Annotated in this window: 20 protein-coding genes, 1 tRNA gene and 1 pseudogene; 9 read left to right on the top strand and 13 right to left on the bottom strand. The window is 40.4% G+C overall.

Translation table 11 applies throughout. The annotated features are described in order from the left end of the window. The first annotated feature begins 247 nt into the window (after positions 1 to 247). Complete coding sequence (locus CF596_RS09005) at positions 248 to 1,015, top strand: hypothetical protein (RefSeq protein WP_096902222.1); 768 nt, start codon at positions 248 to 250, stop codon at positions 1,013 to 1,015. A 125-nt stretch (positions 1,016 to 1,140) separates the two neighbouring features. Here CF596_RS09005 and CF596_RS09000 read toward each other — a convergent pair whose 3' ends face one another. Next, on the bottom strand, positions 1,141 to 2,841 hold the full coding sequence (locus CF596_RS09000) for an NAD-dependent malic enzyme (protein WP_096902221.1): 1,701 nt from the start codon (positions 2,839 to 2,841) through the stop codon (positions 1,141 to 1,143). A 200-nt stretch (positions 2,842 to 3,041) separates the two neighbouring features. After that, on the bottom strand, positions 3,042 to 3,323 hold the full coding sequence (locus CF596_RS08995; RefSeq protein WP_096902220.1) for a DUF2798 domain-containing protein: 282 nt from the start codon (positions 3,321 to 3,323) through the stop codon (positions 3,042 to 3,044). Positions 3,324 to 3,518: 195 nt separating this feature from the next. Between CF596_RS08995 and argS the strand changes: the two genes are divergently transcribed. Further along, positions 3,519 to 5,309 (top strand): arginine--tRNA ligase, encoded by a 1,791-nt coding sequence (gene argS / locus CF596_RS08990; protein WP_096902219.1) that lies wholly within the window; start codon positions 3,519 to 3,521, stop codon positions 5,307 to 5,309. A 213-nt stretch (positions 5,310 to 5,522) separates the two neighbouring features. Then, positions 5,523 to 6,131: an SPOR domain-containing protein gene (locus tag CF596_RS08985; protein WP_004970222.1), complete on the top strand. Its 609-nt coding sequence runs from the start codon at positions 5,523 to 5,525 to the stop codon at positions 6,129 to 6,131. 95 nt (positions 6,132 to 6,226) lie between these two features. Here CF596_RS08985 and CF596_RS08980 read toward each other — a convergent pair whose 3' ends face one another. The 3 genes from CF596_RS08980 to CF596_RS08970 form a co-directional block, all read right to left on the bottom strand. After that, positions 6,227 to 6,880 carry a glutathione S-transferase gene (locus CF596_RS08980; protein ID WP_004970224.1) on the bottom strand — a complete coding sequence of 218 codons (654 nt, stop codon included), beginning with the start codon at positions 6,878 to 6,880 and terminating at the stop codon, positions 6,227 to 6,229. Positions 6,881 to 7,003: 123 nt separating this feature from the next. Continuing rightward, positions 7,004 to 7,402, bottom strand: coding sequence for an OsmC family protein (locus tag CF596_RS08975; RefSeq protein ID WP_004970227.1), 399 nt, complete (start codon positions 7,400 to 7,402; stop codon positions 7,004 to 7,006). A gap of 32 nt (positions 7,403 to 7,434) precedes the next feature. Then, positions 7,435 to 8,382, bottom strand: a complete 948-nt coding sequence (locus CF596_RS08970; protein ID WP_096902217.1) for a pirin family protein — start codon at positions 8,380 to 8,382, stop codon at positions 7,435 to 7,437. Between the two features lie 246 nt (positions 8,383 to 8,628). On the opposite strand from CF596_RS08970, the gene CF596_RS08965 reads away from it, so the two are divergent. Then, a complete protein-coding gene (locus CF596_RS08965; RefSeq protein ID WP_171324946.1) occupies positions 8,629 to 9,921 on the top strand; it encodes a GGDEF domain-containing protein in 1,293 nt (430 codons plus the stop codon). A gap of 234 nt (positions 9,922 to 10,155) precedes the next feature. On the opposite strand, the gene guaA is transcribed toward CF596_RS08965, so the two are convergent. After that, entirely contained in the window at positions 10,156 to 11,724 is a 1,569-nt protein-coding gene (gene guaA / locus CF596_RS08960) for a glutamine-hydrolyzing GMP synthase (RefSeq protein WP_096902212.1), read from the bottom strand. A gap of 224 nt (positions 11,725 to 11,948) precedes the next feature. Beyond that, a complete protein-coding gene (locus tag CF596_RS08955) occupies positions 11,949 to 12,371 on the bottom strand; it encodes a DoxX family protein (RefSeq protein ID WP_004970234.1) in 423 nt (140 codons plus the stop codon). 231 nt (positions 12,372 to 12,602) lie between these two features. On the opposite strand from CF596_RS08955, the gene CF596_RS08950 reads away from it, so the two are divergent. Further along, a complete protein-coding gene (locus tag CF596_RS08950) occupies positions 12,603 to 13,238 on the top strand; it encodes a DedA family protein (protein WP_096902210.1) in 636 nt (211 codons plus the stop codon). A gap of 98 nt (positions 13,239 to 13,336) precedes the next feature. On the opposite strand, the gene CF596_RS08945 is transcribed toward CF596_RS08950, so the two are convergent. The 5 genes from CF596_RS08945 to CF596_RS08925 all read right to left on the bottom strand — a co-directional run bounded on the left by CF596_RS08945 (position 13,337) and on the right by CF596_RS08925 (position 16,321). Further along, complete coding sequence (locus tag CF596_RS08945) at positions 13,337 to 13,927, bottom strand: LysE family transporter (RefSeq protein WP_004970239.1); 591 nt, start codon at positions 13,925 to 13,927, stop codon at positions 13,337 to 13,339. A gap of 241 nt (positions 13,928 to 14,168) precedes the next feature. Beyond that, a complete protein-coding gene (locus tag CF596_RS08940; protein ID WP_004970241.1) occupies positions 14,169 to 14,564 on the bottom strand; it encodes a hypothetical protein in 396 nt (131 codons plus the stop codon). Positions 14,565 to 14,577: 13 nt separating this feature from the next. Beyond that, entirely contained in the window at positions 14,578 to 15,414 is an 837-nt protein-coding gene (locus CF596_RS08935; protein WP_070155018.1) for a ParA family protein, read from the bottom strand. A gap of 189 nt (positions 15,415 to 15,603) precedes the next feature. Further along, positions 15,604 to 15,996 carry a SirB2 family protein gene (locus tag CF596_RS08930; protein WP_004970245.1) on the bottom strand — a complete coding sequence of 131 codons (393 nt, stop codon included), beginning with the start codon at positions 15,994 to 15,996 and terminating at the stop codon, positions 15,604 to 15,606. Between the two features lie 13 nt (positions 15,997 to 16,009). Next, entirely contained in the window at positions 16,010 to 16,321 is a 312-nt protein-coding gene (locus CF596_RS08925; RefSeq protein WP_096902208.1) for a BolA family protein, read from the bottom strand. Between the two features lie 233 nt (positions 16,322 to 16,554). Here CF596_RS08925 and CF596_RS08920 point away from each other — a divergent pair. Next, positions 16,555 to 16,630 (top strand) — tRNA-Gly (locus CF596_RS08920). Between the two features lie 326 nt (positions 16,631 to 16,956). On the opposite strand, the gene CF596_RS08915 is transcribed toward CF596_RS08920, so the two are convergent. Then, positions 16,957 to 17,184, bottom strand: a complete 228-nt coding sequence (locus CF596_RS08915) for a helix-turn-helix transcriptional regulator (RefSeq protein WP_004974343.1) — start codon at positions 17,182 to 17,184, stop codon at positions 16,957 to 16,959. Between the two features lie 201 nt (positions 17,185 to 17,385). Between CF596_RS08915 and CF596_RS08910 the strand changes: the two are divergent. From CF596_RS08910 to CF596_RS08900, 3 genes and pseudogenes are all read left to right on the top strand, one after another. Further along, positions 17,386 to 18,852, top strand: a pseudogene (locus tag CF596_RS08910) (hypothetical protein); the annotation flags it as partial. Continuing rightward, entirely contained in the window at positions 18,836 to 22,021 is a 3,186-nt protein-coding gene (locus CF596_RS08905) for a site-specific integrase (RefSeq protein ID WP_096902206.1), read from the top strand. The pseudogene CF596_RS08910 and the gene CF596_RS08905, both read left to right, overlap by 17 nt. Positions 22,022 to 22,178: 157 nt before the next feature. Then, positions 22,179 to 22,541, top strand: coding sequence for an antitoxin Xre/MbcA/ParS toxin-binding domain-containing protein (locus CF596_RS08900; RefSeq protein ID WP_004647815.1), 363 nt, complete (start codon positions 22,179 to 22,181; stop codon positions 22,539 to 22,541). The last annotated feature ends 107 nt before the right edge of the window (positions 22,542 to 22,648 follow it).

The following is a 22,648-nucleotide window of genomic DNA, read 5'->3' as shown; positions in this document are numbered from 1 at the left end:
AAGTCTGACAAGATCGTAAGCAAATACACCCAAACTTGCTTACAATTTCTTTAATTGCCGAGTTTGTAAAGGCTTTTCTGAGCACATTGCAATACATTAGACTTTAGTCTTATACATCTATTGACTATCTGCGCGCATAACTAAGTACAAGAAATGATCAGCGCATTCATCTTCAAGCCACATCCAAACAAATTTCCTGCCCTATTAAGCGTTGATCGACCTGTTTTCACGTTTTAGGAAGAATCTCATGAATACCGTGAACCATGAACAGCAGCTCGCAGAACAAACACAGCAGCTACAGCGTCAATATGGCGTAAATGCGCTATTGCCCGAAATTCACTGGGATCGTCTGTTTCAAAACAGCAAACTCAAAGCTCCTCATCTACAAGCGCTGAATACCCTGTATCAAACCGCAGTACCCTTAGCCCTACAAGTCTTTGAAGAACTCAATTTTGATGTGTTTCGCCCTGCGGCGTATCAACCACAAGGTTTAGGTCTGTTCAACAAACTTTCAGCACAGGAGGAGCAATTACTGGATGTTTTGGAACAAGAAGCGCAAGGCTTAGATCAAAGCACCCGCCAGCATATTTGGAGTATGTTATTACGTGGTGGTGCGGTACTGGTCTTTAAAGCATGGTTAGGCAAAGTCAAAACAGATGAGGCACAACTCGATACAGCTCAATTTGATGAATTGTCCGATTTGCTGTTCATTAAAACCTCACCTTTTGAGCTGGCAGAACGCTTAAAAGTCGATGCGCATGCACCCACTGAACATATTTTTCTACTGTATGGCAATGACGTGTATTTAGACCGTTTTAACAGTCTTGAAACGGCAGCCTTATTTGTCGATTTAGGCGTGTACGATGCTGCGTTTATAAGCCTGAGAGATGACCACGTTGCAAAATACCTGATTGGACAAGGCTATGTCAGTGAGCAGCAAATTGATGAATTGCAATGTGCCTTAAATCCTTTGAATTGTGCCGATTTAAATCCAAAACAGAACTATATTGCTTAGTGTGAGTTGAAGACTTAAATTCCAAGTAATCACATCGCAAACCCCATCCTATTCCAAATAAAAACAAGGCGTGCAATAGCACGCCTTGTGGCTTATTTCATTAACAATACACGAATGAATTTTGCTTAAAACGTCACACGTTTATAATCACGATATTCAGGCTTCCAGAAATTAGCCTCAATTGCCTCTCGTAATGCCTCATCACTCATGACAGCTGCAACGCCTGCATCCATTGCTGCTTTTGCGACTCTAAATGCAATAAATTTAGACACCTGCTGAATTTCATTTAAATCAGGCAATAAATCTGCATTTGGATCCTGCAACAATGGTGAGCAGTCCGCCAGCGCATTACTGGATGCAATTAACATACTGTCTGTCACACGTGTTGCCCCTGCAGCGATTACCCCTAAGCCAATACCTGGGAAAATATACGAGTTATTGCATTGGGAAATATTATAAAGTTTGCCCTGATAGTTCACTGGCTCAAATGGGCTACCTGTTGCAATTAAGGCCTTGCCTTCAGTCCACTCCAAAATATCGGCAGGAAATGCTTCAACTTGTGAGGTTGGGTTTGACAATGGCAACACAATTGGACGCTCGCAATTGGCAGCCAAGGTTTTAATCACCTCTTCAGTAAATAAACCCGGTTGCCCCGAAACCCCAATCAATACCGTTGGCTTGGCGTTTTGAATGACGTCCAACAGAGAAATCACACCTTCAGGATTGCCCCAATGTGCAACACGGTCAGGACTTTGTGCCAATTTACGTTGGAAATCGAGCAAGTTTGGCTGATTGCTGGTGAATAAGCCAAAACGATCCACCATATACACACGAGCACGTGCTTCAGCATCGCTTAAGCCTTCCACCACCATTTGCGCCACAATTTGCTCGGCAATACCACATCCTGCAGAACCCGCGCCCAAAAAGGCAATGGTTTGATCTTTCAGCTGCTTGCCTGCCGCACGTGATGCAGCAATTAAACTGCCCACAGATACAGCAGCAGTGCCCTGAATATCATCATTAAAACAGCAAATCTGATCACGATATTTATTCAGCAAGGGCATGGCATTTTTCTGAGCAAAATCTTCAAACTGAATCAATGCCTTTGGCCAACGGCGTTTCACCGCATCGAGCACTTGATCAACAAATTGATAGTATTCCTCACCACTAATACGTGGCTGATTCCAGCCCATATAGATCGGATCATTCAGTAATTGTGGGTTATTGGTGCCTACATCTAAGGTAATGGGTAAGGTATAGGCAGGACTAATACCGCCACATGCTGTATATAAAGACAGTTTTCCAATTGGAATACCCATGCCGCCAATGCCCTGATCACCCAAGCCTAAAATACGCTCACCATCGGTAATCACAATCACTTTGACATTCTTTTTATTGATGTTTTGTACAATATCATCAATATGGGCACGGTCTGGATAGGAAATAAAAATACCCCGATGACGGCGGTAAATATCGGAAAAACGCTGACATGCCTCGCCCACAGTTGGGGTGTAAATAATAGGCATCATTTCACTCAAATGCTGTTCAATCAGGTGATAAAACAGGGTTTCATTGGTGTCCTGAATGTTGCGCAAATAAATATGCTTGTTGATGGCATCGCTAAAAGCAGAATATTGCTGATACGAACGCTGGCTTTGTTCTTCAATATTTTCAATTGCATGCGGAATTAAACCATGCAGGTTAAAACGAGTACGTTCTTCTTCAGAAAATGCAGAACCTTTGTTTAATAAAGGCAGTTCTAAAAGGCTGTTACCAGCATAGGGAATATATAAAGGACGTTTTTGCTGCAGATTTGCGGTGGTCATTGTTCATCTCATTCTAATCAGTTGCGAATGGCGCATGGATTGAGATACGCCATCAGACATTTGACTAGCTTAGCCCCTTTTGCAGTAAAGGGGGCATTTAGAAGTTTGATAACCAAATCTGAATGATTTTTATTTCTGATAACCGTATGTTTTTGAGTACGACGTTCTTTGAATCAACCTAAACAGAGAACAGATCACGATTATTTCGGTGGCTGTAAAGGTGGCATATCGACAATCAAGCTAGCGAATTTACGTACCATTGGCAAAACAAACAGCACCACTGGAAAAGCAAAGGCCCAAGAAATCATCCAGTTATTGAACCAGAGTGCAAAAAAACCATCAATCCAGCCTAAATTACGAATCATATTGATAAAGGAAATGATGCCACTCATCAAACACGATAAAAAGAAAGGAATCACCACGGTGGCCCATTTCATAGGTAACTTGGGTACATTGCCAAAAATCATTGCACGTTGCTTCATGCCATCGCCTTTTGCCTGACGTTATTGGCAGATACTATGCCATGAATTGCTTAGAGAAAAGATGATTTTTCAGGCAATGTATTGCTTTAGATCCACCCACCGCAAAATTCGATAAAGCATACAATTGCATTCCCCTAAAGCCCCTGAAATTTGCTATATTTAGCGTTTTTCTGCACATCTATTTTTCGACTCAATATGAATACGGCAATACAAGCAGCGCTCGAGCATGCAGTGCAATCCCTTCAAGCTGAAGGTGTACTCCCATCTGACTGGAACAATACGAGTAATTTAACCCGTACCAAAGACCGCAGCCACGGCGATTTCGCATCGAATATTGCCATGATTGCCTCTAAAGCTGCGGGTATGAAGCCGCGCGATTTAGCCGAAAAAATTCTTGCTGCTCTGCCTGAAGTGGCGGATATCAGCAAAGCAGAAATTGCAGGACCAGGTTTTATTAACTTCTTTTTAAATGCCGATCAACGTTTTAGCGTTTTAGATCAAATTCAAGCACAACAACAAAATTTTGGTCGCAGCCAAATCAATGCGCAAAAACGTATTCAGGTCGAATTCGTTTCTGCCAACCCAACTTCAAGCCTACACGTAGGACATGGTCGTGGTGCGGCTTACGGCATGACCGTTGCCAATTTACTTGAGGCCACAGGTGCCAAAGTTGAGCGTGAATACTATGTCAACGACGCAGGTCGTCAAATGGATATTTTGGCGACTTCGACTTATTTACGTTATTTGGAGCTGGCTGGACAAACTCTGGTTTTCCCGAAAAATGCGTACCAAGGTGACTATGTCAAAGACATTGCACAAAGCATTTTAAAACAAGATGGTGAACGCCACGTACGCCCTGTTGCAGATGTATATCACAATGTACCTGAAGATGTGCAATATGCTGCAGAACTCGATGCCGATGGCAACAAAGTGGTGCTATCGGGCGATAAAGAAAAACACATTGATGGTTTGATCTTCAATTCACAAAATCTTTTGGGCAATGACTATCGCGTATTCCACCAAGCGGCCTTGAACGCCATTTTGGCCGACATTAAAGATGACTTGGGCGAGTTTGGCGTGACCTTTAACCAATGGTTTAGCGAAGCATCATTGACTGAAAAAATTGATGAAGCCCTGCAAACCCTAGACCAACGTGGTTATCTATACGAAAAAGACGGCAATATCTGGTTTAAATCAACTGAATTTGGCGATGAAAAAGACCGTGTAGTGAAACGCCGTAATGGTCAAACCACTTACTTTGCTTCAGACATTGCTTATCACCTCAATAAATTACAACGTGGCTATACAGACCTAATTGATATTTGGGGTTCAGATCACCACGGCTATATTTCACGTGTAAAAGCGGCAATTGACGCGCTCGGCTATGACTCGAAAAAACTCACCGTGCTGTTGGTGCAGTTTGTGAGCCTATGGCGTGGCGGTGAGATGGTGCAAATGTCATCTCGCTCGGGTCAATACGTGACCTTACGCGACTTGCGCAAAGAAGTTGGTAACGATGCTGCGCGTTTCTATTATGTGATGCGTAAATCTGAACAACATATTGACTTTGACCTAGACCTAGCCGTTTCTCAAAGTAAAGACAATGCAGTGTACTACATTCAATATGCACATGCGCGTATTTGTCGTATGCTCGAAAAAGCGACAGCATTACAGCTCAATTTTGATGCTGCCGAGGCACGTCAATTTGCTGCAAAACTTGAGCTAGATGCTGAAACTGAAATTTTAGCCAAATTGGCAGCCTACCCTGAAATTTTAGTGCGTGCTGCCAACAGCCACGAACCGCATCAGGTAGGTAACTACTTGAAAGAATTAGCTGCCTTGTTCCATGGTTGGTACAACGAGCATAAAGTGCTGAATGATGATACAGCTTTGACTCAGGCGCGTTTATTGCTTTCAGTTAACGTGCAACAAGTCTTGCGCAATGGCTTAGAGTTATTGGGCGTTTCTGCACCTGAAACGATGTAATTCACTGAGCAACGCGTTGAGGGTCACAAGACTGAAAATTGATGCTTGAGATCGTGATCTCAACACTGATGTGTTTCTCGCTTTGCAATGCTTGAACTTTGCAAAGCGATTCTTTATCTTGATCGTATGTTGCTTAAATTTATTCAGGCAACATACAAAATAAAGTGACCCAAAATAAGTTTCTGGTATTGATGACAATAAAGAGGTTTCCTCGTGTTTGGAAAAACGCAACGCGGTGTATCTGAACGACCGAATAAGCCCAAAAAACCACTAATTCCAACGTGGTTAGGCACACTCGTGGTGATTTTAATCGTGTTGTGTTTTGCTGTAGCCTTAATGCTATGGAAACCGTGGGCACCTGTACAGCCTAAAGGGCAAATCAATTCTGAGCATTATCAGGAAGATACCAACAAAGACTATCGTTTTTATGATTTGCTGCCACAGCAACAGGTTACCCCAATTCCTGAGCAAGCGGTGCCTGAAACACAGCAACAGAATACCGTAGTCATTGTTGAAGCGCCTGCTGCTGTAGAGGCGCCAGCGGCCAGCGAAGCCAATGTTGGTCTGACAGAAATGCCTGCCCCTGTGGTACAAGCCAGCTATATTCTACAAGTGCGTAGCTATACCGACCCAGATGCTGCAGATGCACGTCGTGCCGAAATTATTTTGAATGGTTTATCGGCAGATGTAGTGAAAAGTGTAGAAGGTGGTGAAACTTGGTATCGGGTGATTTCAGGCCCTTATGATTCAGCCGATGCTGCAGTGATTGCTCAGCAAACTTTGCAGCATAGTGGAATTGATTCAATTGTCGTGAAACGCTAAGCCTCATTGTTATCAATCGACCAAAATCAATTAAAAAAAGATGCCTCGGCATCTTTTTTTAGGTCTATAGAACGATGTACTCACAAAAATCATCGCTAGATTTGCATTAACTGCTGCTCACGTTCGCGTGCACGCTGAAATGCAGGACGCTGTTCCACGCGTGCCAAATAAGCCGCAATCTGTGGATAATGATGCCCGGTACGGCTTTGCAATGCTTGGAGCGGGAAACCCATTTGAATATCGGCAAAAGAAAAATCCCCTGCAAAATAATCATGTTTGCCCAAATAATCTTCTAAATAAGCAATATGATCTTTTAAACGAGGCTGAATAAACCCTGCTTTAACACCTGCAGTAATTTTTTGCGCCATTGGTCGAACTAACCATGGCACATGCTGCGGCACATTGGTCATCACCAATTGCATCACTAACAATGGCATTAGCGAGCCTTCGGCATAATGCATCCAGTATTGATATGCTTGCTGTGCTGAAGCCTGCTGCGGTTTAAACTGCCTTTGCGTATCATAATGCTGCTGCAAGTACTCCAAAATGACTGCAGATTCTGCAATGGTCTGCTCTGCATCCGTCAAAATTGGTGCTTTACCCAATGGGTGAATCAGCTTCAATTCATTGGGCGCACTTAAATTGGGCTGACGGTGGTAAAACTTGATTTCATAGTCCAAACCCAGCTCTTCGAGCGCCCACAAAATGCGGAAAGAGCGGGATTGATCAAGGTGGTGTAAAGTAATCATAAACGTCCTATTTTGTTTTTATTACATCTGTTTTAAGTGATTGTTATATCTTCTGTTTCACGCAACATTATAAAAAGGCATGTCCTGCATGCCTTTTTATAAGAGACGGATTCAACTCTAGGTTTAACCCAATTCAGTACGAATTTCCACACTGCGTAACAAGGTTTTCGTCACAGGTGTTTTTTGACAGATATTCAGTACTTTTTGCTGTAATTCTGCATCTAACGCTGCTTCAGTTTGCACACGGCGTTCAATCCACTCCTGCCCTTCCTGATTGGTAAAGAAGTCCGCCTCGACCTGAATTTTGCCAAAATCCAAACCCTTATGCTGTGCATACATACGCAAGGTAATCATGGTGCAAGCGACCAAACTGCTACATAACAGATCATAAGGTGCAGGACCTGCATCTTGACCACCTAACTTTTCAGGCTCATCTACCTTCCATTGGTGCTGACCACTTTGAATCTGGCCTTGCCATGCTGTGTCTAAACTGCGTACCTGTGCTGTGCCAATCTTGGCCATAAGATGCTCCCTATAGATTGATATTCCATCATTTATTTTGATGCACGCATTTTTGCGGGGAAAGTCGGTGCTTCTAAACGTGGTCCATCGTAGTCTGGTATTGTGCCAAAACGAGGATCATGATTGATCCATTGCTCACGTGCAATGCTTAACTCTTCTTGGGTACGACCGACGAGATTCCACCACAACAAAATTGGCGACTCAAAAGGTAATCCGCCCAATAGCAACAGACGCGCACCCGCATGTAAATCTAGCTGAATTTCGGTTAAGCCCGGTTCAAGCACCAGCATATTTTCATCGTTTAATTCATGCCCATGCACAGTGGCTGTGCCTTCCAGCATCATCAAACCATATTCAAACTTAGGATTCAGCGGCAAACGGGTTGTCGTGCTAGTTTCACTATAAATATCTACCCCTAGCAACTCACTATGTACCAATACTGGCGAAGTGGTATTTAAAAACTCACCGACTAAAATGGTAAATTCCACTCCATCTTGCTGAACCACAGGCAGGTCAGGGTAATGATCAAAACGTGGCGCCATATTGCGCTGATCATCAGGTAAAGCAATCCACAATTGCGCTGTATGCATGTGTGTTTCGGTGTCGGGAGCAACTTCGGTATGTGAAATACCATAACCCGCGGTCATTAAATTAACCTGTTTGGGACGAATCAATTGCTTAGTACCCAAACTGTCGGTATGCATAATGCTGCCTTCAATCATCCAGGTGAATGTTTGCAAACCAATATGTGGATGCGGCCCGACATCTAAGCCTTCACCTTGTGGAAAATTAACAGGACCTGCGTGATCTAGAAAACACCATGCCCCAATCATGCGTTTATGCCGACTCGGTAAAGCACGTTTAATTAAAGTTCCCTGCCCAATTTCAGCACTACGCAGTGGAAATTCCTGTATAAATTGCTTGACGTACTTATCACAATCGTCTGAATTGGAAAGCTCGGTATAATTGCTGTTGCTCATCCTATACCTCTTATATTTCTGTAAATTCCTTGACTATTAAATATAGTAAATCACTAACGAAGAGCAAGATGAAATTTGTTGTTCTGATTTTTATGGTTCAAACTTGAACTACACCTTAAAATATATGGCATAATTTTGACCAAAATTTAAAAAAAATAGAGAAAATACCCAAATTTAGGGAGGTTATTTTTTCTGCATTTTGCGCATAATCCTCACTATAAGTTGTCAATTTGAGTAAATATCGCTATGTCTGTAAAAGCTCGAATGGGGGAACAGACCCGTTCGAAGATTTTAAGCAATCAGGAAGCCTCAGAAAAACTTTTAAAAACAACTGAGTGTGATCTTGAAAACCGACAAGCAATTGAAAAAGCATTGCAGCACCCTGCTGCGCAACTCCCGCCGCAATTTGAAACACATTTTTATCAACACCAGAATTTACATCAGCGTCGTTATTTACGCCAAGTCAATTACATTGGGCAAATGACGTTCCTGCTGTATTTCTTTATCGATTATTTCATCATTCCAGATGTCACTACACTCTCGGCCACACTCCGTCTCAGTGCTGTTGTATTGGCGCTGATTGGCAATTATTTCTGCTTTAAATTGATCAAAGATATTCGCCTGCTAGATTTAATTTTACCGGTCAGCGCCACACTGTGCTGCGGTATTTGGTTCTATATCCTGTCGCAATCACAAAGCCCTTGGATTTCCACTTATGTGTATGCCTCGGTCATTTTTGTGCTCATGGCGAACCTATGTATTCAAGTGCGTTTCCGCCCTGCGGTCTACAATTCATTGGTCATGAGCGTACTCATGTTTTTGGGGGTGATTTCCCTCACCAATTTGCAGGATGCCTTAGTTTTTATGGTGATGTATATCCCTGTATGTTTGTTGAGTTTGTATATCAGTTGGATCAACACCCTAAATGCCCGCCATCACTTTTTACGCAGTTTGCTGGATGACTGGAATTTTCATACCTTGCAAGCCTTGGCACACACCGATGAACTGACCCAACTCAATAACCGACGTCAGTTTGTACACATGGCAGAACACAAAATTCATGCCTGGCCTAAATCTGAATCGGTCTGCTTACTAATGTTTGATGTCGACTTTTTTAAACAAATTAACGATACCTATGGGCACGATATTGGAGATCGGGTCTTACAAAATATTGCAGACATTGCTCGTAAAGAAATGCGCCGCAAGGATATTTTGGCACGCTTTGGCGGTGAAGAGTTTATCGCTCTGCTTAGTGAAACCAGCTTAGATGAAGCACTGATGATTTCAGAACGCTTAAGACAAAAAATTGCTCAGCATGAAATGTGCATTGATAAAAAATGTTTTAATTTCACTGTCTCCATTGGAGTATCCAGTTTAAAACCGCAACAAACTGACTTACAGCTGTTGATTAAAGAAGCCGACCTCGCACTTTACCAAGCCAAACAAAGCGGACGTAACTGCGTGATCAGTTATGATGTGGGAATGTCTGAGCCACCCGAACCGATTTTAAAAAAAGAAGTTAAATCTTGGATGATCTAAAGATATAAAAAAATGAGCACATTACGTGCTCATTTTTTGGGTTTTTGGGGCTAGAGTATGTTTAAAAAACCCTAGCTGCCGCAAGCATCTTGCACCCATTTTAAAAGCCGTGCTTTAAAATGGGCTCATGTCGTAAAACTGGCAAGCAGCAGTGCTGCTTGAAACCCCTAGCTGCCGCGCGCATAGCGCTTGGCGTAATTCAGGCACGAAGCAGTGCTTCGTGAAATCCCTGAATTACTCCCATTCAATGGTTGCAGGTGGTTTAGATGATACGTCATAAACCACACGTGAAACCTCTGCAATTTCATTCATGATGCGCGTTGAAATACGGTCAACCAAATCATACGGCAAGTGTGCGAAACGTGCAGTCATAAAGTCCACTGTTTCTACGGCACGTAGTGCGATTACCCATGCATAACGACGGCCATCACCTACGACACCAACTGATTTTACAGGTTGGAATACTGCAAATGCTTGAGCTGTTTTGTCATACCAGCCACTTGCACGTAATTCCTGCATGAAAATATCATCAGCTAGACGTAAAATGTCTGCATATTCTTTTTTCACTTCACCCAAAATACGCACGCCCAAACCTGGACCTGGGAATGGATGGCGGTAAATCATGCTGTGTGGCAAGCCTAAAGTGGTGCCAAGTTTACGAACTTCATCTTTAAACAAGTCACGTAATGGTTCAACCAATTCAAAAGCTAAATCTTCTGGTAAACCACCCACGTTGTGGTGTGATTTAATCACATGCGCTTTGCCTTGTTTGCTGGCTGCAGATTCAATCACGTCTGGGTAAATCGTACCTTGTGCCAAGAATTTCACGCCATCCAGCTTACGTGCTTCTTCGGCAAAAACTTCAATAAATTCACGACCAATGATTTTACGTTTTTTCTCTGGATCAACTTCGCCAGCCAATGCACCCAAGAAACGCTGTTCAGCGTCGGCACGAATCACGCGAATCCCCATGTTTTCTGCAAACATTTGCATCACTTGATCGCCTTCGTTCAAGCGCAACAAACCATTGTCTACAAATACACACGTTAATTGATCGCCAATGGCTTTATGCAACAATGCCGCAACCACAGAAGAATCCACACCGCCCGACAAACCAAGCAATACTTTTTCATCGCCAATTTGCTGACGTAATTGCTCTACGCGCAGGTCGATGATGTGTTCTGGTGTCCATAAACCGCGACATCCACAAATTTGATGTACGAAGTTAGACAGTAATTCTGCACCTTTAGCCGTGTGCGTTACTTCTGGGTGGAATTGAATACCATAGAAACGGCGTGTTTCATCAGAAATCATCGCCACAGGGCAGCTTGGTGTGCTAGCCGTAATTTGGAAGCCTTCTGGAATGCGTGCCACTTTATCGCCATGGCTCATCCAAACGTGCAATTGGTTTTCACGGTCTTGCAAGTTACCAATCAGTTTGTCACGTACCAAAATATCGACTTCGGCATAACCGAATTCATGTACTGAACCCGCTTCAACTTTACCGCCCAGTTGTTCTGACATGGTTTGTAAACCATAGCAGATACCCAGTACAGGTACGCCTAAGTTAAATACAATTTCAGGTGCGCGTGGACTACCCGCTTGGTGAACACTTTCAGGTCCACCCGATAAGATAATACCGTTTGGATTAAATGCACGAATGTCTTCTTCCGACATATCGTAGGCATACATTTCAGAATATACGCCCGCTTCACGCACACGACGTGCGATCAGCTGGCTATATTGCGAACCGAAATCCAGAATCAGGATACGATCTTCAGTAATTTGAGTATTGGTAGTCATGACAAACAACTATAGAAAGGCAAACGAATTAAGCGCGCTATTCTAGCATTTTTCCACGCCTTGCGCACACTATTCAGACAATCCTAAAAATGGCTATTTTTCTTCGTGATATTGCAGTGACCACATACTCTAAGTTTTAAAAGACTATGCATTTTCTATGGCATAAAAAAAGCAAACTTCTTGAAGATTGCTTAAATTGTTGAGCTGATGTGGAAATCAATGACTTACTTTTTTGCTTCCAAAAGATGGTCTAGACTTATTTTGCCTGCACCGTAAAGCATGATGTAGAAGAAACCGCCAGCCAAACCAATATTTTTCATAAAATTCAGCGCATCTTCTGGTGCAGCATGGAATAAAAATGCAGTTAAAAGACTAAAAACACCTAAACCCAAACCCACGACACGTGCTTGTAAACCGAATAGAATTGCCAAACCACCACCAAGTTCTAGCAAAATCACCAAAGGTAGCAATGAACCTGAAACACCCATAGCTTGCATATAGCCCACTGTTGCATCATAGCCTGCAATTTTTCCCCAACCAGATACAATAAATAAATACGCTAAAAAAGCACGTGCAAATAAACTTACAATGGCTTGCACACTTGCTTTTTCGACCACACTTTTTAACACAACATTTGGATTAAACATCAGATCACCTATATTTTTGATTCATTCTTGAAGACAAATACATCTTAGTTTTTTCAAAATTCAGGATAAATACGCATTTAAAAGACATGTTGTTGCATCTATGCAACGAAAAAGAACCGATGTGGCTGGTCTAGCATCCCTAAAATCACTGTGAAAATTATTTACCTTTTCATACTGACTTTCCGCCTGTGGACTGCTAGGATTTGAGCACACTTTCGCTTGTTTTTTCCCATGGAACTGATTGATTTTATATTACACGTCGATGAACATTTGCTCGAATTCATCACCCAATATGGGGTATGGATTTACGCTATTTTATTCCTGATTATTTTTGTAGAAACAGGCTTGGTGGTCATGCCGTTTTTACCTGGCGATAGTTTGCTGTTCGCAGCAGGCGCACTGGCTGCATCGACAGGAGTGATGGATCCGTGGATTTTGGGTATTTTATTGTTTACTGCTGCGGTACTCGGTGACACCTTGAATTACCACATTGGTAAATATATTGGTCCACGGGTTTTTGAGCTGGAATCACGTTTTATCAATAAAAAACATTTGATCGAAACCCAGAAGTTTTTTGAGCGACACGGCGGAAAAACCATTATTTTTGCGCGTTTTGTGCCTTTTGCGCGTACCTTTGCGCCCTTTGTGGCGGGTGCAGGCAGCATGAATTATAAATACTTCCTAACCTATAACGTAATTGGCGCTTTTTGCTGGATCGCGTCGTTTATTACACTCGGTTATTTGTTTGGCAATATGCCAATTGTGAAAGACAATTTCACCCATTTAATTTTCGGCATTATTATTTTAAGTGTCTTGCCTGGGGTGATTGGTTTTATTCGCCAAAAACTCAAGAAAAAAACTGCTTAAGTTGTGAAATTCTTTGGGCATGCCTGTTGAACAGTGCTGCCCTTATCCATTCAAAATAGGTGAGATGAGTGCTCAACTCACCAAAAATCTCTAAATCTTTAGAAAAAACGTGCCACCACAGGCAGCATACACACCACCAACAGCAAAGCCGAGCCTTTATATAACAGATCTGCAGTCACTTTATTGGTTTCTCGCGCCAAAACTGCTCGCCCAAAAGACATCCAAAATAACGCTGTTGGCAATAAAATCAGACCAAATAAGACATAGACCATAGCAAAGTTGGTCGGGTTATCCCACGTTTCTGTAGGAAAAATACCTGCAGCAAATAACAAGGCTTTTGGGTTTTTAAAAGTCGAAAAAAATAATTGTGCAGGGCGAATGGCAGAGTGTTTTTGACAATGTTGCTCTAAATGTGACTGCTTCCATAAATGAAAAGCCATCCAAAACACATAGCCTGCGCTTAAAACATGCAGTATATCAATTAAATAAGGCCAAATTGGCGCACTCAAATGAATGAATAACGCCCACAGACTAATGGCATACATATAACCAAAAAACTCTGCGGGAATCAGCAGACTGGTTTTGGCAATGCCTTGTTGGTGGGCTGAGCTTGCCAATAGCGCATTGGTCGGGCCAGGAATCATCAAGACCGCAATCATTGCTAGGACAAAGAGCCAACTTTCAATCATAAACACCAGAGCATGCAAATCAAAAATAGGAGCACACCTTATATGAAAGCCATTGAAAATGACAAGTTTTTCTATCTAGCAGGACTGACCCAAGGGTGTAAATAAAACAGAAAATAAAATTAAGTTTTTGTTTTTAAAATATTAGATTGAGATCAACCTTGAATTATCTTGCTACATTTTTTAAGCAATGGTGCTGCACAAATGGCAGCACCATAGACAAAATATTCGCAAATCCTAAAATTTAAGATGTTACAGGTTTGGGCTTAACAATAATCGGGCAAGCTTTAAATTTTGCTGCTTGCACAATGGCTTCTTGCTCACCTAAAAGACGTGCCAATTCTGTTCTTTTGGTATTGGATGACTGTCCCATATTGACAGAAACACTCGGTGCAACGCCCCAACCGCCACGGCTGCCCCAACCACCGCCTAAACCGATACCCACACCAACACCTGTACGTTTCGGTGCTTCAACACCGCTTTCAATATATTGCTGAATACGGTTATATTCGCTTTGTAATTGTTGGCAATTCAAAGCCTGATAATGTGTAGGCGACACATAGCTAGGTTTCACTGTGGTCGCACAAGCCCCTAGCAATAAACTACTTGCCGCGACAAGACCAATTGCAAATGTTTTCATGTCTACCTCTGTATCACGCTTGCTCAATTTCATTGAACAATGATTGATAGGCCTGCGTCAATTTATGATCTGTTGCCAAATGAATTAATGGCAAATTTTTATGATGTGATTCTTTCATCAACACCGAAGGCGGTAACATACTATTCAAAACAGGCAAACCTTCATCTTTGAGTTGCTGCACCACTTCACGCGGTAACTTGGCCTGTGCCTGATATTGATTCACCACAATGCCTTCAATTTGCAAGTTTGCATTATGGTCATCCTGAGTTTCCAACACATTTTCAATCAAACTTTGCAAAGCACGTTTAGAAAAGACATCGCAGTCAAATGGAATGAGCACCCGATCTGCAGCAATTAATGCCGACAAGGTAAAGAAGTTAAATGCAGGCGGGGTATCAATAAACACGCGGTCATATTGATCGGACAATTGTTGCAAGGCATCGCGCAGTTTGTAAATTTTATGTTTCGATTCAAGTGCGTGTGCCAAACCGCCCAATTGCGGACTCGCAGGGATCACATCCAAATTTTTAAATGGCGATTGATGCACATAGGCTTCTAAACCTTTGCTACGGTTTTTTAAAATTGAGCCTAAAGCATTGCCCAGTAAACCTTTGGATTGGTTTGCACCCAACACTTCTTCAAAGTAATTTTCGATGTTGGGTTCAAGCGCAGGCTTGTCGGCAGAATAAGTGGCATCATCACCCAATAAATATTGGCTGGAGTTGGCTTGCGGGTCGAGGTCAATCACCAATGTTTTTAAACCCTGATGCGCACTGATTGCAGCCAAATTGACGGTAATACTGGATTTTCCAACACCACCTTTCTGATTAAACACCACACGTGTGCGCATTGCCGCCCCTCTTTTCAATTTTTGTTGTGACATCATTTCAGTTTAACTGAGCTGTAAATATTCTTGCCGAATTATGTCTAACAATTCGCCAGTGCTCAAATATGTAGCCAATCTTTTGCCGATATTTACATATATTCAATGCCCGTGAGTTTGCAGCCACGAGCAACATCTACAATAAGACCTGCTGACTTAGCCGAAGCTTGGCTTTAACATCACCAAACCTAAAATGGCAAAAAATGCGACTAAAGCTAAGCCCCAACCGACACGGCGTTGAATCAACAAAATACTGTCATCTTTTTTATACGCTTTGATTAAAGATGACAGCATCACCAAAAATAAAATAATTTTGGCATAAAACCATGTTTCGACTTGAAAGTCTTTTAAAAACAAAGCAATGACACCTGTCACTACAATCAACGTCAGTGCTGAATGTTGCAATGCCACAAAGACTGTCCACGCTTTAGGATTAGGCGAGTTATTTTGTGTGCCCTTAAACAAAGTCATGGCACGTACAAACAGCACCAAAAATAATAAAGCCGCTGCAGCAACGTGAATGGTATTCAGCATTCCTAAATTTTCCATTTATTTCAATCCATTACGATGTTTTTGGTGCGTGGGCGCATTCTGGACTGCTGGTGTCTTGTCCCTGCCATTCAGATGCAACAAAGGCATGAATTGCCAATGCATGAATTTTACTTGGGGCGAGTAAGTCACCCACAGCAGCATAAATTTTTTGATGACGTTGTACGGCGCGTAGCCCCTGAAAATCTTCACTCACCATCACCACTTTAAAATGCGACTCTTTACCCGGGAAATAACCGCCATGTCCTGCAGATTCGTTCACCACCTCTAAATGGCTTGGATTGAAAACGGCTAAGCGTTGTAGCAACTGTTGTTCTAAGCTCATGCTTGTATTTCCCCGAATGGTTTTAAAAGCTCTCTGAAGTATAACGTGTTCTGTGTGATTCGCAGCATCTTGCCGTGAGGATTCTTCGATTTACGATTCGCACCACTTTTCGTTATGAAATTTAGGCTGATGACTGCTGTTTTTTCTAAAAATGTTGTTTATTTATTCAGTCAGTACAACGATATGCAAAAAATGATTGACCCTATTTTTGCATCATGTATTATACACCGCATGCGGGAATAGCTCAGTTGGTAGAGCACAACCTTGCCAAGGTTGGGGTCGCGAGTTCGAGTCTCGTTTCCCGCTCCAGATTCAAAAAAGCCCTAGTCGAAAGATTAGGGCTTTTTTCTTGTTGATTTTATTATATTTTTAAAAAATCTTCTTCCTGTGTTATTCGATTCAATAAAAAATATTTTTAATGTAATTTGTATTTTGTGACCAAGATGTGACCATGGCGTGCCCACAACAATAAAAATGGTCTCAATTAACCTTAAATGTCTTCAATCGATCACCACTTTCAGAGCTTTTTTTGAAGGTAAAAAATCACCCTATTCTCTTCAAAACAAGATGTTTTTTACCAAACGATCAAGGATTTGTGACCATTTCACTTTTTGATGTGACCAATTGTGACCAAACTAGCTATTATCATTTTGATTATTATCAATTTTCTTAAAAACCAATAAATCACCCACTTCCACATCTAATGCAATACAAATTTTATCAATGGTTTCAAAATCAATCCGTACAGATTCATCATTATAAAGTTTATGTAAAGTAGATTTATTAATTCCAGTACTTCTCACCAAATCAGCAACCTTAAGTTTCCTTTCTGCTAATAAAACTGCCAAGTTTGAAATAATCATAAAATTTCCTATTTAAATCATAAAAAGTACTTGCAACAACATAAAAATATGATAATTTATGTCTTAGGAATAATTTTTCCTAGTTAACTAGTAAAAAATATGAGGCTCTATTATGTCATATACCTATCTCACAGCCCAGCAACTGGCTGAAAAAATCCAGTACGACGCTCGTACTATTCGCAACCAACTGAAGGACAGTGTCAAATTGTTGTCAATCCAACTGACGTCACACCACTCGCAGCACATTCAGAAACGAGTCAAAGCTATGTTCTACCGCTTGTTGCAAAACATATTCAACGCAAAGAACATTTACTCACGTCGAGTAGTTTTTTCCCGAACCCATCTAGTATGAACCATCTACTGAAAAGACTTCATGTGGACTACTCTGAACATCAAAATAAAAGTGCTCTGATCTTGATGCTCGCATTTTTGACAGGCAACAGTGTGAATGAGTGGCTATATATACAAAGCAAGCGAGCTAAAAACTTAAATAACCGCCAAAAATTGATCTATAAAAATGATCAGTTCTTCTTAAACAGTCACTTTAATGTATTTGAGAACCGCAATTTTGAGTATTCAACAAGCTTGCTTAATCAGACGATCTATTTAGACATTCCAATCCCGAATCTATTCATTGAGGATCTCCGCAAAATGGATTCGGTTAGTTTCGATGATATACAGCAATATTTACGCAAATTAAGACAAGAATTATTGATTCCAAAACTGTCTGTCGTAAAGGTGAGTTCTCTACTGCATCATACGGTTCTTGCAAAAACAGGGAATAAACAACTCGCAGATTTAATCACAGGGATTGATGCCAATCAGTCATCATCTATTTCTTATTGTCATCAGAATATTCCACGATTACATGCACAATATGTTGATATTCTAAAATCACTTTGTGCAGATATAGCAAGCACATATGAAAGCTGTGTACGTTCGCTCCCTGATTCAATAACTCATTTTGGTAGTCGTAAAGCTCCAAAACCACAGGTCATTACAGAGATTTTTGCTGTATTGAAATTTAATATTTTTTCACAAGCCGAAGATGATCTAATTTCAATCTTTAATCATTATAATATCTGGCTATGGCATATCCTCCTTCTTTTTACAGCAGCACGCCCCGTTGCTGAATTCCCTGGATTTCTTAAAAACTTTAATTTAAAACGCCAAATTTTGATGGTTTCTGACAAAGAAGTAGGCGGCCGTAATGGATTCGGACGCCTCATTCCGCTTTGTTCATTTTTAGTTGAAGAGATAAAAAAATTCCTTAAATTTTTAGAATATTTTTCGACTCAAATCATGATGAGTCATCCTGCTTTAAGTGATGTCATACAACAAATAGAAACAAGTAAGTTACCCTTGCTTGGAATCATTCAAAATAACAAGTGGACACCACTAAGACCTTATACAGTCAAAAATTTCCATCCTGAATTAGGACTTGCTCATGAAAATTGGCATCGCCACACAGCTCGTGCATTTTTGACTCATAAATTTTCTGAACCTGAAATTTTAGCTCTATTTGGGCATGAGCTCATGCAACAAGAAGCAGCACATCCATTTTCCAGTTTATCGCTCTCACAATTTTCTAAAATTGCAGATGTTTTAGAGCAAATGAAAACATATTTTAAAATTACAGGTGTTGAAGCTCATGTCATCACGCAATAAAAAAATCTCAGAAAAACGCTATGCTGAAGACAGACGTCAATTCAAACGAGATAAGTCTAAAAACGACATACGAGCTGGTGCAGAACAAGAGCTCCGACAATACTTTGATGAACAAAAATTCTCAAATGAAGACTTAATTCAAGCTTATCCTGCAATTTATGAGTTTATTAAACGTAAAGCACCGAATCTTGCCTGGAAAAAATATGCTCATGAATTCTTCCGAACATATATCAAAGACCTCAATAAAAGTAATAACCTAGACCTCCCACTACCTTATCTCACCTTTGAGATGAAACGCGATGAACCAATTTTCACCTTAGATTGGATCCAAGCCGGTCATGAAATTGACATCATCCTCGAAAAACTGTGGGATTACTGGATTCTTGCTCAAGATAGTTCCGCTTTTTCTGATGATGAAATTATTGGGAATATTCTGCTTTGCTCAATGTTATACGGTGGATTAAATCAAACAGCTTCATTAAATGCTTTGCTCGAACATTTAAAAAACCCTGAAAAAATCCAAAAAATTTGCGATTTTAATATCATCTTTTTAGAGCCACTTTCTCCAAGCTATGGCGATCTATTTGTTGATGAAAAAACTATTCGAAAATCACGTAATTTTGTTCCAGATCAACTCACACGACTCTGGCTCATTCACTTCAATACAAGACAAATTCGTGACATCAGTCTAGACGTGAATGCGTATCTGCACCTCATTTTTCAAAAAATAAAACATCCATACACCAAAAAGACTTTTAAGTTTTTACGTGACTACGCCAATTTTAATTGGCTACAACTGCAGAATGCAGATGTTGATCCTGCCCTTTCACAATGTTTGTTAGAAAACACACTCACGTGTGGTTTATCAGAACATGAGTTTGAAAACTTTGCATTCCCAAAATTTAAAACTCAATTAAGTGATGAAATCGAACGAAATGTCTCTTCTACAGCCAAAGTCCTACCAGATCTCAATACGTCTGAAGCGGTAGAGAATGTGATATTTATTCATAAAAACTTGCTGAAAATAATTCGCACATCATCAACGGACCAACCTATTGCTGAACTCATTATTGATTTTTGCCTGCGTCACCAAGAGCAGTTTAATGAGTTTTCTAAACGTATTATTTTATGGCTCATCAGTCTCTATCGACCAAGTTCAGAGCAAATAAAAGAATTATCAACCACCTTTGATTTTGATACAACTCAGTACACGAAGGCATTTCAAGACAATCAAAAACTCGCAGATAGTTCAATCTATACATATTACACCCGGATCGCAGAACCGTTTTTAACTCATGCCTTACAATACTTCGATGCCGACGATGACATTAATGATCTGCTGAACAAAATCTATCAACAAATCATTAGCAATACACGACTTGCTGATGAAGCAGATCGACCTGAGTTTAAAAAATCTAAAGACCAAACAATCCGCATGTTGAAACGCTTTCACACCTTTCAACAAATTGTTTTTCAAGCAGAAGATTTCGAACTTGAATTTATTGCATCGCAAAGTAGACCTCGTGCACGCATCATTGGTCATACAGCCTTCCAGGTCATATTAAAGAAGTTAAATCAGCTCTTACATGACCAATCCATCTCAGACCATCACTATAAATTATTAAAAATTATTTATATTTTGGCTTACCGTACTGGTATGCGTATTAACGAAATACTCGGGTTACGTGTAAAAGATATCGAGGGTTTAAATCAATTTTCTATCTGGGTTCAACCTTATGGTTCAAAAAAACAAGGGAATCAACATCTGCTCAAAACGGATAGTGCGGAACGGATTGTGCCTGCATACGCTTTGCTAAAAGATGATGAGTACCAATTCTTTAGCGATTTTGTTGTTGAAAAACGTTTAGAGAACAAGAAAAGTTTATATTTGTTCAGCAACTTGAATGAAAATAAAAAACTGAATAAACACACTGTCACCGTACCCCTAAAACTGATATTAAATCAGATCTTTAAAGGGCATCATTACTCCTTTCACTCTTTTCGTCACACTGCAGCGAATCATTTATCGCTTTTACTGAACTGTGAATATGCACCACTTGTGCAAAAGCTAACCGACTATAGCGAAAACGAATATCAAAAAATTCGAGCTGAGCTACTTCAAAATCAACATGGACAAAACCATTGGTTTGTTATTGCACATCTCTTAGGACATATAGAGCCAGTTGAAACATTCAAAAGCTATATTCATTTAAGTTATTTCATAGCTGGTCAAAAACTACTAAAACATCATCCAGATATGCCTAATGAATTGGCTAAAAAAATTATGGGCCACAATGCAACGTTTAAAAATTTGCAAATAACAAATGATGAAAAAGACTTTAATTTTGAAAAAAACCAGGCCGCTCTAGCAACTATATTATTGAACGATCAAACAAAATGGCTTCAAAGTAATGCTACTGACATTTTAGATGAACTGTCGTTAGAAATAGATCAATCCCATGATTTTTTTGCTTTCTTTGTTGGAACAGAAGATTCTAAAATTTCACTTCAACGCTTCTATGAAACGCTCAATATATTGGAGACTACTAAAGATCCTAAAAGTACAGCTCAACGTATGTGCTTGCCAGAAGAACTCGTCAATTATTGGTATGAAAATGCTCTAAATTTAGCAAACATTAAATCGAAAAAAGGGAATCCTCGTTTATTTAGTATTGATAGCTCAACTCACTTAAAGCCAGCGATGCTTGATACTGATGCAGAGCTTCATGCTGTGACTTATTTTTTTGAACATCTACAGAAAATAGCTCGTAAAAATCCAGCACAAATTGAATCCGTTCTGAATATATTTTTGAATCGAGTGACCGCATCACACACAGGTATCCATTATCGCTGGAAGGATATCGATCAACTCGAACATTTTTACTCCCAAGTTAAGGCTTTATTTCCTGCCAAATTTTGGCACTTACTTGGACAAGATTTGCAAACAAAGTTAGATGCTAAACAACAGCCTCAACTTTTCAAATTAGCAAAAGCATCAACAGATAAACATCCATCAACTCAGGAAGAGTTTCCTCGTCTACAACTCTATTCAGTAAAAGATGGTCATGCTCTTGCTGCATTTAAATTTTGCTTACATCTAGCCTGTATTGGCAGACCTCGATCTCTTGAACTGCAAGTTGAAGCTCTAAAAATCACTACATGCGGTTAAATAATTTAACCGTTGCTTCCTTATCAAATAATTTAACCGTTGCTTCCTTATCTAAAGCCAAACTTAATATATCTTTAGTAAAAATTGAGTGTCTGATCAACGATAATTAAATAGTATAAACTCTATGAATTAGCAGCGTCTGAAACAGGGATCGGTCATGCATACAACATCAGAAAAAACTGCAAAACAGAAAATGATATTAGCTAAGGCAGTTTTAGCTGCTGCTGAACGACTTGGTCTTGCACAGGATCAACTAGCCTTAATACTCAGTATAGATTCGGTGAAAACTTTAACCTCTCTTGAATTAGATCCCACTTCAAAACAGGGAGAAATCGCCCTCACTTTAATCCGTATTACCACATCACTAGATGCTCTGGCGGGTGGAGATACTACCTGGATGCAGCATTTCATGAAGTCATCAAATAAATTAACTAATGGCATTCCAGTAGAACAGATCCAAAATGCTCAGGGATTGTTCTCTGTTTTACAATTGCTAGAGGGTCTTCGAGCAAAACTTTAAAGAAATTAATGCATATAAATAATTTTGTATAATATTTTCTCTGTACACGACAAATTTCACAGAACCCTTATCCTATCAGGATTCTGCTTTCTTAAAATTGCCAAAAT

The organism is Acinetobacter sp. YT-02 (assembly GCF_002412355.1).
Taxonomy (GTDB): Bacteria; Pseudomonadota; Gammaproteobacteria; order Pseudomonadales; family Moraxellaceae; genus Acinetobacter; species Acinetobacter towneri.
Note: the sequence above shows the minus strand (reverse complement) of the source record. Positions and strands in the feature narration are given on the sequence as shown.